The sequence below is a fragment of the Nonomuraea phyllanthi genome, assembly GCF_006334985.2.
Taxonomy (GTDB): domain Bacteria; phylum Actinomycetota; class Actinomycetes; order Streptosporangiales; family Streptosporangiaceae; genus Nonomuraea; species Nonomuraea phyllanthi.
The window spans coordinates 309,256-323,256 of sequence record NZ_VDLX02000006.1 but is presented as its reverse complement, the minus strand read 5'-3'; the positions used below and the strand labels follow the sequence as shown (position 1 = coordinate 323,256).

12 protein-coding genes are annotated in these 14,001 nt (G+C 72.4%); 11 read left to right on the top strand and 1 reads right to left on the bottom strand.

Translation table 11 applies throughout. The features are described 5' to 3' along the window. The first annotated feature begins 3 nt into the window (after positions 1–3). Genes FH608_RS18585 through FH608_RS18545 form a run of 8 tightly spaced genes read left to right on the top strand, consistent with a single transcriptional unit; the run spans position 4 to position 9,471 of the window. Positions 4–186 (top strand): aroma-sacti cluster domain-containing protein, encoded by a 183-nt coding sequence (locus FH608_RS18585; protein ID WP_139631786.1) that lies wholly within the window; start codon positions 4–6, stop codon positions 184–186. Next, a complete protein-coding gene (locus FH608_RS18580; protein WP_139631785.1) occupies positions 183–3,263 on the top strand; it encodes an adenylate/guanylate cyclase domain-containing protein in 3,081 nt (1,026 codons plus the stop codon). Before FH608_RS18585 ends, FH608_RS18580 begins: the two co-directional genes overlap by 4 nt. Continuing rightward, positions 3,260–4,177: a S8 family serine peptidase gene (locus FH608_RS18575; protein WP_139631784.1), complete on the top strand. Its 918-nt coding sequence runs from the start codon at positions 3,260–3,262 to the stop codon at positions 4,175–4,177. Before FH608_RS18580 ends, FH608_RS18575 begins: the two co-directional genes overlap by 4 nt. Next, positions 4,116–4,772, top strand: coding sequence for a GAF domain-containing protein (locus tag FH608_RS18570; protein ID WP_139631783.1), 657 nt, complete (start codon positions 4,116–4,118; stop codon positions 4,770–4,772). Before FH608_RS18575 ends, FH608_RS18570 begins: the two co-directional genes overlap by 62 nt. After that, the gene (locus tag FH608_RS18565; RefSeq protein WP_139631781.1) at positions 4,769–5,818 is read left to right on the top strand and encodes an ATP-grasp domain-containing protein; all 1,050 of its coding nucleotides are present in this window, start codon (positions 4,769–4,771) and stop codon (positions 5,816–5,818) included. The genes FH608_RS18570 and FH608_RS18565 overlap by 4 nt, the downstream gene beginning before the upstream one ends. Before the next feature lie 19 nt (positions 5,819–5,837). Then, complete coding sequence (locus tag FH608_RS18560; RefSeq protein WP_139631780.1) at positions 5,838–7,130, top strand: YcaO-like family protein; 1,293 nt, start codon at positions 5,838–5,840, stop codon at positions 7,128–7,130. A gap of 5 nt (positions 7,131–7,135) precedes the next feature. After that, positions 7,136–7,714, top strand: coding sequence for a TOMM precursor leader peptide-binding protein (locus tag FH608_RS18555; RefSeq protein ID WP_193318492.1), 579 nt, complete (start codon positions 7,136–7,138; stop codon positions 7,712–7,714). Continuing rightward, entirely contained in the window at positions 7,711–9,471 is a 1,761-nt protein-coding gene (locus FH608_RS18545; RefSeq protein WP_193318491.1) for a hypothetical protein, read from the top strand. The genes FH608_RS18555 and FH608_RS18545 overlap by 4 nt, the downstream gene beginning before the upstream one ends. Positions 9,472–9,601: 130 nt before the next feature. Here FH608_RS18545 and FH608_RS18540 read toward each other — a convergent pair whose 3' ends face one another. Then, a complete protein-coding gene (locus tag FH608_RS18540) occupies positions 9,602–10,645 on the bottom strand; it encodes a LacI family DNA-binding transcriptional regulator (protein ID WP_139631776.1) in 1,044 nt (347 codons plus the stop codon). 174 nt (positions 10,646–10,819) lie between these two features. Here FH608_RS18540 and FH608_RS18535 point away from each other — a divergent pair, with 174 nt between their 5' ends. Genes FH608_RS18535 through FH608_RS18525 form a run of 3 tightly spaced genes read left to right on the top strand, consistent with a single transcriptional unit; the run spans position 10,820 to position 13,973 of the window. Then, on the top strand, positions 10,820–12,136 hold the full coding sequence (locus tag FH608_RS18535; RefSeq protein ID WP_139631775.1) for an ABC transporter substrate-binding protein: 1,317 nt from the start codon (positions 10,820–10,822) through the stop codon (positions 12,134–12,136). Positions 12,137–12,175: 39 nt separating this feature from the next. Further along, on the top strand, positions 12,176–13,105 hold the full coding sequence (locus tag FH608_RS18530) for a carbohydrate ABC transporter permease (protein ID WP_139631774.1): 930 nt from the start codon (positions 12,176–12,178) through the stop codon (positions 13,103–13,105). Further along, positions 13,089–13,973 (top strand): carbohydrate ABC transporter permease, encoded by an 885-nt coding sequence (locus tag FH608_RS18525; protein WP_139631773.1) that lies wholly within the window; start codon positions 13,089–13,091, stop codon positions 13,971–13,973. Before FH608_RS18530 ends, FH608_RS18525 begins: the two co-directional genes overlap by 17 nt. The last annotated feature ends 28 nt before the right edge of the window (positions 13,974–14,001 follow it).

Sequence of the window (14,001 nt, the reverse complement as noted above, 5' to 3'; positions counted from 1 at the left end):
AGCATGGCTTTCGACGCCCTGTCCGCGCTGCGGGCCGGCGGTCACTGGGTGGATCTGCTGACCGCGGAGCAGAAAGAGGTCATGAAGGAGCTGACCGAGGAAGAGGTGACCGTGCTCAACCGGATCAAGAGCCGGCTCGACGCGGTGGCGCCGGACGTGCAGGGCCAGGACGTCAAGGTGCTGTGACAGAGAACGCAGGCGCCCGGCGGTGCCGCACGTGCAGCGCCCGGCTGTCGGGCGGTGACCGGTTCTGCTCCTCCTGCGGCGCCGCCGTCACGAGCCCCGAGCCGGGCCAGGAGGCACGCAAGAACGTCGTCGTCCTCTTCGTCGACCTGGTGGACTCGACGGCGCTGGGCGAACGGCTCGACCCGGAGCTGCTCCGCGGCGTCCTCGATCGCTACTACCGGGTCTGCAGCGACCGCATCGCCGAGCACGGTGGCTTGATCGAGAAGTACATCGGCGACGCGATCATGGCGGTGTTCGGCGTCCCGGCGGCACATGAGGACGACGCGTTGCGCGCGGTGCGGGCCGCCCGATCCGTGGTCGAGTCCGTGCGCGGCCTGAGCGCCCGGCTCGGGCCGGTCGGGGTCGAGCTGGACGTGCACTGCGGTGTCGGCTCCGGGGAGGTGGTGGTGTTCACGGGGCCGGGGGCGCAGCCGCGCATCGTCGGCGACACGGTCAACACGACCGCGCGCCTGCAGGGAGCCGCACGGCCCGGCGAGATCCTCGTCAACGCCGAGGCCGCGCAGCTGGTGCGCGGCCGGGTCGGCCTGGAGGAGCTCGACCCGCTCTTCCTCAAGGGCAAGTCCGAGCCGGAGCGGGCGTGGCGGGTCACGTCGGCCGCGGTGACACCGCCTGTCGTGCCGGCCCCGTTGATCGGCAGGGCCGACGAGCTGCGGCACCTGCTCGACTGCTACGGCCGGGCGGTCTCCGAGCGGAGGTGCCGCCGCGTCCTGGTCCACGGCGAGCCGGGCATGGGCAAGACCCGGCTGGTGCTGGAGTTCGCCGCGCGGCCCGAGCTGGAGGAGGCGCTCGTGCTGACCGGATCGTGCCAGACGTACGGCAGGAACATCACCTTCCATCCGCTGGCCGCGATCGTCCGCGAGGCCCTGCCGGCGGCGCGCCTCGGCCAGGAGCATCGCGCGTACCGCACCCTCCAGGCGATCTCCGGCGAGCAGCCGCCGGCGGACCGCCCGCCGGTGAGCGTGGAGGAGATCCGCTGGGCGGCCCTGCGCCTGTTCACGGCGCTGGCCGAGCGGCGGCCGCTGGTCGTGATCTGGGAGGACCTGCACTGGGCGGAACGCACGTTCCTGGACCTGATCGAGGACCTGACCAGCGACCTCGCGGAGCTGCCCGTCCTCGTCGTGTGCGTCGCCCGCGACGACCTGCTCGAGAACCGGCCGGAACCGGCCGTCGGGCAGGGCGGGCGGATCCGGGTCCGGCCGCTCGGCCCCGTGGAGACGCTGCGGCTGATCGGCACGCTGGCGCCCGGCACCGCCGAGGTGGGCGGGCAGCACCAGGACGCGGTGACGACCAGGATCGCGGAGCTGAGCGGCGGGAACCCGCTGTTCGTCACCGTGATGATCGACGCCCTGGCCGACGGGAACCCGACGCTCCCGCCGACGATCTCCGCCCTGCTGCGCGCCCGGATCGACGCCCTCCCGCCGGCGGAGCGGCACGCGCTGCAATGGTCGGCCGTCTGCGGCCGCGAGTTCGACGTCGACCAACTCCTGGCGCTCGCCGCGCGGGACGGGACCGGGCGCGACGACCTCACGGAGGCGCTGGCCGGCCTGGCGCGGCGTGGCCTGGTCCAGCCGCTCGCGGCCGGCCGCCTGCACACGCAGACCCTGATCCGTGACACCTGCTACGCCATGACCGCCAAGTCGCTGCGGGGGCGGTGGCACGCGCTGCTGTCGGACCGGGCCAGGTCCTCGGCCGAGGCCATGTACCACGCGGAACGGGCCGGGCTGCTGTTCCAGGAGGTCAGCCCCGACGAGCCGGACCTGCCGCGGCTCTCGGCCCAGGCCGTGCGCCTGCTCGTCGAGGAGGGGACGACGGCACTGCACCGCCGCGACGCCAAGGCCGCCGAGGCGCTGTTCACCCGCGCGCTCGGCCTGCACGCCCAGCGTGGCCGGCAGTACGCGGACATCACCGTACGGTTGAGCGAGGCCGTCCTCGCGCAGGGCGAGGGGGACAGGGCGCTGCGCACCCTTGAGGACGGGTTGGGAGCGATGGGCGCCGCCGAGCGCATCACCCTGCGCCTGCAGCGCGACATCGTCAAATACCGCCTGGGGCATCTCGGCTTCGAGGCCGCGCTCGACGACATCGCCCGCCACGAGGCCGACCTCGGGCGCGCGGCGGACGACGACCTGAACCATTGCCTGCTCCACCAGTTCACGGGCTTCGTACGGCTCGGCGCCGACCAGGTGGGCCAGGCTGAGTCGGAGTTCAGGAAGGCGCTGGCCAGGGCGCGCCGCCTCGATGAGCGCTGGATCGAGCACCGGCTGGCGGGCGCCCTGTGCGAGCTGGTCCAGTGGTCCCCCGCGACCGTCGCCGACGGACTGGATCTGTGCGACCAGCTGCTGCGGAGCTTCGGCGACGACCGGCTGCTGCTGATCCCGGTCCTGGCGGCCCGCGCCCGCCTCCTGGCGCTGGCCGGCAGGGTGCCCGAGGCGCACGCGACCCTGTCGGCCGCGCGCGCGGACGCCACGGCGCTGCACGCGGCCTTCCCCGAGATCGCGATCAACCAGTCGGAGGCGATCCTGCTCTCGCTCGTCGGCAGCAACGACCTCGCGAGCAGGCGGTTCACCGAGGCGGCGGCCATGCTGCGGCACCAGGGGCACCTCCAGCCCGCATTGACACTGGAGATCTACGCGATCCGCGAGTCGCTTCGCGCGGGCCGGCCCGAGGCGGCCCGCGCGGCCTTCGCCGGGCTGGGCGTGGCGGCCGACGACACCGCGCTGACCGCCCGCGCCCGCACCTGGCTGCACCTCATGCGGGCCCATCTCACCTGCCTGGACGGGCGGCACGCCGAGGGCCACGCCATGGCCAGGCACGCGCTCGACGCGATCGCCAGCGACGATCCGTGCCTGCTCGGGGACGCCACGTTCGAATTCGCGATCATCGCCCGGCTGGCCGGCCGCCCGGCGGAGGCCGGCGTGGCGGCGGCCCGTGCCGAGGCCCACTACCTCGCCAAGGGCGCCACCCTGCCGGCGGAGACCGTGCGCCGCTGGGCCGCGACCGGCGACGGAGGCGTCCGGTGACCGCGCCGTGGCTCAGCCCGCAGCGCGAGCAGTTCCCCGGCGTGCCGGCCTGGGGCGTGCCGACCTCGCAGCAGCCGCTGCCCTCGCTGCCCTCGACCCGGCTGCCGGACGTCACCGCCGAGTGGGCCTGGGGCGGCTCCGACGGGAGCGGGATCCGGGTCTGCGTCGTCGACAGCGGCGTCGACGGCTCCCATCCGCTCGTCGCCCCCGTCGACGAGGCGATGACCGTCGTCTTCGAGAGATCTGACCATCCGGGCATCGCGCCGGCCGAGGCGATCGACCCCGCGGGCCACGGCACCGCCTGCGCCGGCATCGTCCGGTCGATGGCGCCAGGGGTCTCGCTGTCGTCGATGCGGGTCCTGACCGACGCCGTCGCCGGAACCGGCCGGGCGCTGCTCGCCGGCCTGCGCTGGGCCATCGACTCCGACTTCGACGTGATCAACCTGAGCCTCTCGACGACCAAGCCCGAGTTCCTCCCCGCGCTCCACGAGCTCGCCGACCGGGCGTACTTCCGGCGCTCGATCCTCGTCGTCTCCGCCCACAACATGCCGGTGCGGAGCTTCCCCTGGGGATTCGCCTCCGTCATCTCGGTCGCCAGCCACGACCAGCCCGACCCCTTCCTCCACTACTACAACCCGTCCCCGCCGGTCGAGTTCTACGCCAGAGGGCTGGGGGTCCCCGTCGCCTCGCCGGGCGGCGGGCGCACGCGCAACTCCGGCAACAGCTTCGCCGCTCCGCACATCGCCGGTCTATGCGCCCTGATCCTCGGCAAGCACCGGTGGCTCACGCCGTTCCAGCTCAGATCGGTGCTCTACCAGACCGCGCGCAACGTCACACCCAAGGGAGCCCGCCATGCCCCTGCAGGACTACTCGCTGCCGAACTCACAGCCGAGCCGGCGGACGCCGCTGACTGAGCGGCAGCTTCTGCACTCGGTGGTCGAGACCGCCCGCCAGATCTTCGGCGCGGCCGCGTCGTCGATCTTCCTGATCGACGGCGCCTCGGGCGACCTGGTCTTCGAGGCCGTCGCGGGCAAGGGCGACGCGCACCTGCCGGGGACCCGCTTCCCGGCCGGGACCGGCATCGCCGGCTGGGTGGCGGTGAGCGGCCAGCCGGTCTACATCGACGACCTGGACGGCAGCCGGCAGTTCGCCCGCGGGGTCGCGCAGTCGACGGGATACGTGCCGAGCAGCCTGATGGCCGCGCCCCTGACCCGCGGCGTGGACTGCATCGGGGTGCTGGAGGTGCTCGACCCGTCCACCGCGTCCCGCAACGAGCTGGCCGACCTCGACGTGCTCGGGCTGCTGGCCGTACAGGCGGCCATCGGGCTGGAGATCCTCATTCGCGCCCGTACGAGGACGAACGGGACGCCGCTCAGTGACGAGAACGCGATGCTCCTCGACCGCATCGGGCGGCGCATGTGCACGGCGGACCCGGCGACCGCCGCCCTGGCGCTCAGCCTGCTGACCACGGCGGAAGAGGTCCTGGCCGGCGGGCGGTCCCCGCGGTGACGTCGCTGCTCGACCGGTGCACCTTCACGCTCACCGCGGACGACGACCGGTCCCGGCGTCCGCTCCTGGCCGGCTCGGCCGCCGGCGGGTGCGTGGTCTTCTGCTCCAGGCGCGCCGACCACGAGGTGTCCGAGGTGGCGAGACTTCTCGGCCTGCTCGGAGTGCCGTCCTGCCGCATCGACGCCGACGCCCTCGGCTCGATCGAGCTCGACCTGAGTGATCCGGGAGCCCTGCGCATCGACGGGCGCGACGTGCGTGCCACGGTCTGCTGGACGCGCAGGTTCTGGCGCTCCGCCATGACGGTGCCGCCGACCGCGACCGGTGTCCTGCGGGCGGACTCGTGGCTCGCCCTCGTACGCCAGGCGGCGGTGCTGGCCGCCACCGCCTGGCCCGGCCCCCGGCTCGGGCTGATGGAGCAGCTCAGGGACGCCGCCAGGGCCGGGGTACGCGTCCCCGCGACCCTCGTCACCACCGACCCCGCGGCGGCGGCCGCCCGGATCCCCGGCGACGAACTGGTCGTCAAGGCGCTCGACCGGCACGTCGTCGAGCGGGTACCGGGCACGCTCGACGGCGTCTTCCCGCGCGTCTGGACGCGGGCCGGCCTGGCGGCGCACCGGGCGCCGCCGGAGACCCCGCCCCTGGTCGTCCAGGAGTACGTGCGGCACGAGGCCGAGTACCGCGTCTACTTCGTCCGCGGCCGGCAGATCGCCCTCCAGGTCGGCAAGCCCGCCCCCGACGCGATCTGGCGCGACCGGGAGTCGGTCACGGTCCGCGAGGCGGACCACCCCCTCGAGGTGGCCGCGCTCGTCTCCTGCCTGGCCGCGCGCTGGCGGCTCGACTACGGCGCGTTCGACGTGCTCCTCACCGCCGGCGGCCCGGTGTTCCTGGAGGTCAACGCCGACGGCGACTGGCGCTGGTACGAGACGAGAGCCGGCGTGCGAGCCATCAGCAGGACGATCGCTCTCACGCTGCGCGACCTGCACCTTTCCGCCGGCGGCCGGATCGACCGGGCGGCCGGCGGCACCCTGCCGCTGATGACCGGCTGAGCGAAGGAGGACCACGCCCATGGCCGATGCGTCCGCGCTGCTGGAGCTGGCAGGCCCCTTCGGGGCGGTGGGGCCGCCGCGCAGGGCCGACACCGGAGGATGGCTGCCGGAGGAGTGCTCCGTCTTCACGTCGTTCACCGGCAACCCGACGGCGGTGGCCGGGCCGTTCCGGCCGCGCGCGCGTACGGCCTACGGCGCGGGACGGGCGTACGGCGATCCGGACCGCGCCCGCCTGCTGGCCGTCGCCGAGGCGCTGGAGCGCTACGCCGCGCTCCTCGTGGACGGCAAGAGGCTGATCGTGGCCGCCGCCGCCGAGCTGGGCCGCGACGCGCTGGATCTCGATCGCGTCCCCCGGTGCTCGCGCCGGGAGCTGAGCCGCCCCGGCTGCCCGGTCGTGAACGCCGACAAGACGCGGCCGATCCGCTGGACCCCGGCCGAGGACCTGCACACCGGCACGCGGGTGCTGGTCCCGGCGGTCATGGCGTTCCTGGAGTTCCCCGAGTTGGAGGCCGAGAACTTCTGGGTGCCGATCTCCACCGGGTGCGCGGTGCACGGGTCGTTCGAGGCGGCGGCGGTCGCCGCGATATGCGAGGTGATCGAGCGTGACGCGATAGCGCTGACCTGGCTCCAGCGGCTGCCCCTGCCGCGGCTCGACGACCGCTGCCTCTCCGCGGCGGCGCGATCGCTCATCGCCTGGTGCTCCGATCGCGGCATCGCCTCGCACCTGTACGACGCCACCACCGACCTCGGCGTCCCCATGGTGTACTGCCTGCAGACCACCGACCGGACCCCGCGCGGGGCTCAGCTGGTGGGCGCCGCGTGCGGCTTCGACGTCCCCTCCCTGGCCGAGCACGCCCTGCTCGAGACCATGGCACTCCGGCTGGGCGTGCAGGCCAGGCGCGGGCTCCCGCGCAGGTACGCCGACTTCCGCTCGATCCACGACGACGCCGCCGTCATGGCGGCCAGGAGCAAACGGGCGGCGTTCGGGTTCCTCCTCGACGATCTCGCGAACCGCCCCGTGTCCCGGCCGCGCGACCCCGGGCAGGGATCGGACCGCGAGCGGCTGCGGTTCCTGCTCCAGCGCTTGTCCCGGGCGGGCATGACGGCATGGGTCGTCGATCTCACGCCCCGGGAGCTGCGCGAGGTCGGGCACGTCGCCCTCCGGGTGATCATTCCCGAGCTGCAGCCCATGTCGGCCCGCCCTCTGGTGCAGTACCGGGGCCACCCCCGGCTCTACTCCGCGCCGGGCCGCATGGGCTTCCGCGCCCTGCCGGAGCGCCGGCTCAACCCCTATCCGCAACCGATGGCGTGATGACGATGGCTCAGGGAACCCAGGTGCGGATCGTGGCCGGCGGCGCGTTCGGCCGGGCCGTCGCCCATCACCTGCGCGCGCTCCTGGCGTACGCGCGAAGGCCCGTGGAGGTGGCGCGCGAGCCGATGCGCGTGCCTCCCGGACGGTTCGTGGCGGGCGGCGCGTTCGCCGTCCGCGCCGCCTGGCGCGACGTCGGAGCCGAGTTCGAGGCGTTCGCGACCGCCGCGGGGCAGGCGCGGGTGCCGTGGCTGCCCGTCGCGATGGGCCACCCCTACCTCAGGGTCGGGCCCGCCGTCGTCCCCGGCGTCTCCCCGTGCCACGCCTGCTACCTCACCAGAGCGCGCCAGCACGGCACCTCCGCTGACCCCGCGCTGGAGGAGGCCATGACGGCGGACGACAAGCTCGGGGTTCGCGGGTTTCCGCCCCATCTGTCCATGCTCGCCGCCGGCCTGGCGCTGTCCTTGATCCGCGACGCGGAGGCGGGCCGTGCCGGGCGGATCATGACGATCGACACCCGCACCGACGAGGTGAACTCGTGGCGCGTCGTGCCCTGCCACGGCTGTCCAGGATGTGACGAGCGATGAGCCGGTACGCGTCCCGCACCGACGGGCTGGCCTTCGTACCCGTCCGTGACGGTTACGTCGTGGACGGCGGGGCCCGGCAGGAGCACGTCACCGGCAGGCTCGCCCGCAAGCTGTTCCCCGCGCTGCTCCCGCTGCTGGACGGCACCCGGACCGTGGAGGAGATCGCCGGCGTCCTCGGCCTGCCCCTCCCCTACGTGCGCGAGGTGGTGGCCCGTCTCGCCGAACGCGATCTGGTACGGCTCCACGCCGCTTCCACGCCCCAGCACCGGAGCCCGCCGATGCGCGTTTTCCTGCGCCGCTCGTACCCGGAGGCGGACGGCATCTGGCAGCGGCTTCGGACGTCGAGCGTGGCCGTCTCCTGCGGCCGGCCCCTGACCGGCCTGGTCTCCGGCCTCCTCAGGCAGTCGGGGGTCGGCCCGCTCGGCCACGGTGCGGGAACGTCCGACCTGGCCGTCGGCGTGCCCGCGGACCATGCGGCGCCGGTCCTGCCCGTACGGGTCACGGCCACCGCCGTCTCCATCGGACCGCTGGTCCGTCCGGGTGATGCCGCCGGGCATGGGGCGGAAAGCGGCGAGTGCGACCCCGTTCTGGCCGGCGTCGCCGCGGGCGTGATCGCCGGCATCGTCGTGCGCGTTCTCGGCGGCCACGGGGAACGCCACGCGGAGGAGCGGATCGTGGACGTGCTGCACGCCGAGGGGCGGATCCGCGTGGTGGAGCGAACGGCCTCCGCGCCGGCCGGCCCCGCACCGGACAGTCCCACGCCGGCCGGCCCCGCACCGGGCGGTCCCGTGCTGGGCGCGGCCTGCCGGCATGCGGCCAGGCACCATCTGACGGAGCGCCGGGTCCCGCTCCGGCGCGGCGCCCGGCCGCTGGTGCGCGCGATGTCCAGGATCGCGGGCGGCCTGCCCCTGGTGCCGGCCGCGGGGCACGCGGGCGCCGTCCGCGCCTACCTGCTGGCCGACCTGGACGGCGGCCCCCGGAGGTACGCCGTGGATCCGGTCGCCGGTGAGCTGGTCGAACTCCCCGGTGCGGCCGGTCAGGCCGGTGACCTGCCGGCCCTGGTGCTGGCGCATGACCCGTGCGTGCGGGAACGGCTGCTCCCGGGCGACACCGGCCTGATGCTGGCCCAGCTCGCCGACGACGCCCACACCGCCGGCTGGCGCGTACGGGCCGCCGTCCCCCGCGTACCCCCTGACCTCGGCGCGGGCGGCGGGCGGGCGGCGGTCGTCGCCGAGCTCGCACCCGTACGGCCGAGAGCCCGCCCAGCGGGGCGCGCCCGCCCGGCGGCAGGATGCCACCCCGGCGACGAGCCCCTCGACGGTGCCCGCCTGGCGCGGGTGATCTCCCGTGCCCTGGCGCGGGTCGAGGAGACCTGGGGGCACGGCCACCTGCGATGCGTCGCGTACGCCAGAAATATCAGGAACACGGCGCCCGGTACGGCATGGTGGACGGGCGAGCCCGATCGGCGCCGCGACGCGGCCCTGCCGGCCCTCGAAGGCCAGCTGGCCGACCGGGGCCTGTCACCGGCGGCGCTCCTGCTGTTCACCGCGCACGCCACCGACGCCCGGACGCGCATGGAAGCGGCCATGGCGGCGGCGACGGTCCGCCTGCTGGCCGCCCGCGCCGGAATGGGCGCCACGCTCGTCGCCGGCCTCCCCGAGGACCTGTCCCTCGGGCGCAGCGTCCTGTACGGCTGCGCTCTCGGATCCCCGTCCACCGGCCCGCCCGACCGGTTCCCGGACCTCGTGGTGTGGTGACCGGCCGCACCCGCTGCCGGAACAGGCTCGTCGCCGGGACACTGACATGGGCGGCCCGCGCAGAGGCGGTCGCGGCCGGCGGCATTCGCACGGCGAGCGCGATCACGCTGTAGCCGGGAGATCGCGTGGCTCAGGGTGACGGGGCGGGGCCCGTCGAGTCGCGGACGCTGAGGGTCGTCGCCAGCTGGAGGTGCCGGGAGGCGGGCTGGACACCGTCCGCCATGCTGAGGACGGTCTCGACGGCCATCCGACCCATGCCGACGAGAGGCTGCCGGACGGAGGTGAGCCGGGGCGTGGTCCACTCGGTCTGCGGCGTGTCGTCGAACCCGGTGACCGACAGCTCGCCCGGGACGGAGATGCCGAGCTCCTTCGCCGCGGCGAGGACCCCGACGGCTATCTCGTCGTTGCCCGAGACGATGGCGGTCGGCCGCTCGTCGAGGGAGAGGAGGTCGTGGCCGTGCCGCTGCCCGGCCTCGACGGAGAACGCCTCGTGGCGGATCAGCGCGCGGTCCTGCTCGATGCCGGCCGAGTCGAGCGCGGCCTGGTAGCCGTGGAAGCGCTCCAGCGAGGGGGCGGAGCCCAGTGGCCCGCCGATCCAGGCGATCCTGCGGTGGCCGAGCTTGATGACGTGCTCGGTCGCGGAGCGGCCGCCCGCCCAGTTCGTGGAGCCGATGCTGACGAGACGTGATTCGGTCGTGTCGATCGGATCGATCGTCACGACGGGCAGTTCGAGACCCTCCGCGGCGAGAAGCACCGCGTCGGGCACGGCGACGGCCAGCGCGATGAGGCCGACGACGCCGGAGGCCTGCTGCTCCTCGACCCAGGCGCGGGCCGCCGTGCGGTTCGTGCTGACCGGTTCGCCGGGCGGCAGGCGAAGCAGGAGCTCGGCCCGCGCCGACGTCGCGGCCACGAGGATCCCTTGGAGCACCGTTCCGGCGTAGCGGGACTCCACGATGTCGAGCACGGTGACGAGCGTGCGGTCACGTGTCTGCTCGTGCCGCACGGCCGTCGGCTTGTAGCCGATCTCGGCCATGACCCCGAGCACCAGCTCGCGCGTCTTGGCCCCGACGTCGCTGCGCCCGTTGAGGACCTTCGAGGCGGTCGTCGGCGAGACGCCGGCCAGCCGGGCGACGTCCGCCAGGGTGGCTCGCTCCGAACGACCTCGCCGTGGCATCAGGGCTCCCCTCGCTGTCGAAACTATTTCGGAACCTACCACGAACCCTTCACGCCAGGCCCACTCCCGAGAACTCACCGTTGACACAGGACAGACGGGGCACCTACTGTCCTCGCATCAACGAACAAGTTGCGAAATAGTTTCGTAACCAGCTCAGGACGAGAGGAGAGGCCCATGCGGCTCTCCCAGAAGGTCAAACTCCTTTCCGCGGCGCTCGTGCCGATGCTCGCGCTGACCGCATGCTCAGGTGGCGGCAGCGGCGGTGGCGCGGACGGGGGCGGCGGTGACGAGAAGGCGAAGATCACGGTCTGGAGCTGGGACGGCACCGTCGAGAAGGCCGTCCCCGGGTTCCAGGCCGCCAACCCGAACATCACGGTCGAGGTCGTCAACGCGGGCTCGTCCCAGGACGAGTACAAGGCGCTCGACAACGCCATCCAGGCCGGCTCGGGCGTCCCCGACCTCGTGATGTTCGAGTACTTCGCGGTGCCGTACTTCGCCGTCCCCGGCAAGCTCGCCGATCTCGGGGAGTTCGGCGTCGACAAGCTCAAGCAGGACTACGTCCCGGCCGCGTGGAGCGACGTGACGATCAACGGCAAGGTGTACGCGCTGCCCTCCGACTACGGCCCGTCCGCGATGTTCTACAACGCGGCCACGCTCAAGAAGGCCGGCATCAAGGAGCCGCCCGCCACCTGGGACGAGTACTACGAGGCCGCCAAGAAGATCCACGCCCTCGGCGACGACTACTACATCGCCCAGGACACGGGCGACATCTTCTTCCTGCTCTCGCTCATCTGGCAGGCCGGCGGCCGCCCGTTCAAGGTGGACGGCACCAAGGTGCACATCGACTTCACCGACCCGGGCACGACCAAGGCCGTCGCCTTCTGGCAGAAGATGCTCGACGAGGGCCTGATCAACACCAAGATCACGGGCTGGTCCGACGACTGGAACCGCGCGCTCAACGACGGGACCCTCGCCACCCAGACCATGGGCGGCTGGCTGACCTCGACGCTGCCCGAGCGCGCGCCGAAGGCCTCCGGTGACTTCAGGGTCGCCCTGATGCCGCAGTGGCAGCAGGGCGAGAAGGTCGGAGCGGCGAACGGCGGCAGTTCCTTCGGCATCCCGGCCGCGGCCGAGCACAAGGAGGCGGCCTTCAAGTTCCTCGAGTACTTCGCGCACGGCGGCGGTCTCTCGTCCCGCGTCGACGCGGGCGCCTTCGTGCCGAACATGTCGGTGCTGGAGAACGACGCGTTCCAGAGCAAGCCCAACACGTACTTCGGCGACCAGAAGGTCGGCGCCGTGCTCGCCGAGGCCTCGGAGATCGTCGGGAGCGGCTGGCAGTACCCGCCGTTCTTCGAGTGGGCCCGCTCCATCTACGGCGACCTGGCCTCGCCGTTCTACACCACGGGCAAGGGCTCGCTCGCCGAGATCCTGGAGCAGTGGCGTCAGCGCTGCATCCAGTACGGCAACGAGCAGGGCTTCGAGGTGAGCTGACGGAACGGAAGGAACGGAGGGAACGGAAGGAGAACGGACATGGAGCTCACCGCCACGGCGCCGCCGCGCTCGGGACGGCAGGCGGCGCCGACCGCCAAGCGCCGGAAGTCACAGATCGGGCTGGCGTTCATCGCCCCCTTCGGGGCGCTGTTCGCGCTCGTCTTCATCGTGCCCATCCTGTACGCCGCCTACCTCAGCTTCTTCCAGGACAAGCTGGTGGGAGGCAACACGTTCGTCGGACTCGCCAACTACGGCAAGCTGTTCCAGGATCCGCAGTTCTGGGACGGCGTGGGGCGCGTCTTCCGGTTCACGCTCGTCCAGGTGCCGATCATGCTGATCTTCGCCATGGCGCTGGCGCTGGCACTGGACTCCATGCGCCTGCACGGCACCAAGTTCCTGCGAGTGACGATCTTTCTCCCCTACGCGGTGCCGGCGATCGTGGCGACGCTCATGTGGGGATTCCTCCTGGGCATCAAGTACGGCCTGTTCGGCAGCCTCAACGAGGCGCTGGGCACGGACATCGACCCCTTCTCCCCCGGCACCACGCTCATCTCCATCGGGGTGATGGTGACGTGGGCGTTCACCGGGTTCAACATGCTCATCTTCTACGCCGCGCTCAAGGCCGTCCCGCGCGAGCTGTACGAGGCGGCGGCGATCGACGGGGCGAACGAGTTTCAGATCGTCCGGGCGATCAAGCTGCCGGCACTTCGCGGATCCCTGGTCGTCACGATCATCTTCTCGATCATCGGGACGTTCCAGATGTTCAACGAGCCGCAGATCCTGCCGTCGATGGTGGCCAACAGCGGTGTCACCACCTTCTACACGCCCAACCTGTACGCCTACAACCTGGCGTTCACCGGGTCCCAGCAGGGTTATGCGGCGGCGCTCGCGCTCGTCATGGCGGCGATCACGATCGTCGTCGCCTACGCCGTCCAGATCAGAGGGTTGAGGAATGCGTCCGATCAGTAGCCGGCGGCTCTACACGGTCGAGAATCCCAGGAAGAGCACGACCCTCACCGTGATGACGGGGCTGTTCACCCTGTACTGCCTGCTGCCGCTCGGGTGGCTGGTCGTCAACGCCACCAAGTCGCAGGCCGACTTCGTGTCCTCGTTCGGGCTCGCACCCGGCCGGGAGTTCGCCCTGTGGGACAACATCGTGCAGGTGTTCACGTACCAGGACGGGATCTTCTCGCGCTGGCTGCTCAACACCGTGCTCTACGTCGTCGTGGGCGCGACCGTCTCCACCTTCCTGGCCGCCCTCGGCGGGTACGCCCTGGCGAAACTCGACTTCAGGGGCAAGCGGACCTTCCTCCTGGTCGTGCTGGGCTCGATCTCGGTCCCCGGCATCGCCCTGGCGATCCCGCAGTTCCTGCTGTTCGCGCACATCGGCATGACCAACACCCCGTGGGCGGTGCTCATCCCGTCCTTCATCAACCCGTTCGGGTTGTACCTGATGTGGGTGTTCACGGCCGAAGCCGTGCCGACCGGCCTCCTGGAGGCCGCGAAGATCGACGGCGCCGGGGAGTTCAGGACCTTCCTGCAGATCGCGCTCCCGCTGCTCGCGCCGGCCGGCGTGACGGTCCTGCTCTTCTCGTTCGTGTCGATCTGGAACAACTACTTCCTGCCGCTGATCATGCTCAAGGATCCCGACTGGTATCCCCTGACCGTCGGCATCAACCAGTGGAACAAGCTGGGCTCGACGGCCGGGAACGGCGCCCTCATCCAGAATCTCGTCATCACGTCCGCGCTGCTGACCATCGTCCCGTTGATCATCGCGTTTCTCAGCCTGCAACGGTACTGGCAGTCGGGCCTGTCGCTGGGCGCCGTCAAGGGCTAGCGCCGCCCGTCTCCCACCCTTTGAGCGT

What these genes read in the sequence shown, in the direction of transcription:
- FH608_RS18530 (WP_139631774.1), top strand. Translation starts at nt 12,176, where the DNA reads ATGGAGCTCACCGCCACGGCGCCGCCGCGCTCGGGACGGCAGGCGGCG.
- FH608_RS18540 (WP_139631776.1), bottom strand. Translation starts at nt 10,645, where the DNA reads ATGCCACGGCGAGGTCGTTCGGAGCGAGCCACCCTGGCGGACGTCGCC.
- FH608_RS18535 (WP_139631775.1), top strand. Translation starts at nt 10,820, where the DNA reads ATGCGGCTCTCCCAGAAGGTCAAACTCCTTTCCGCGGCGCTCGTGCCG.
- FH608_RS18585 (WP_139631786.1), top strand. Translation starts at nt 4, where the DNA reads ATGGCTTTCGACGCCCTGTCCGCGCTGCGGGCCGGCGGTCACTGGGTG.
- FH608_RS18570 (WP_139631783.1), top strand. Translation starts at nt 4,116, where the DNA reads ATGCCCCTGCAGGACTACTCGCTGCCGAACTCACAGCCGAGCCGGCGG.
- FH608_RS18525 (WP_139631773.1), top strand. Translation starts at nt 13,089, where the DNA reads ATGCGTCCGATCAGTAGCCGGCGGCTCTACACGGTCGAGAATCCCAGG.
- FH608_RS18545 (WP_193318491.1), top strand. Translation starts at nt 7,711, where the DNA reads ATGAGCCGGTACGCGTCCCGCACCGACGGGCTGGCCTTCGTACCCGTC.
- FH608_RS18560 (WP_139631780.1), top strand. Translation starts at nt 5,838, where the DNA reads ATGGCCGATGCGTCCGCGCTGCTGGAGCTGGCAGGCCCCTTCGGGGCG.
- FH608_RS18555 (WP_193318492.1), top strand. Translation starts at nt 7,136, where the DNA reads ATGGCTCAGGGAACCCAGGTGCGGATCGTGGCCGGCGGCGCGTTCGGC.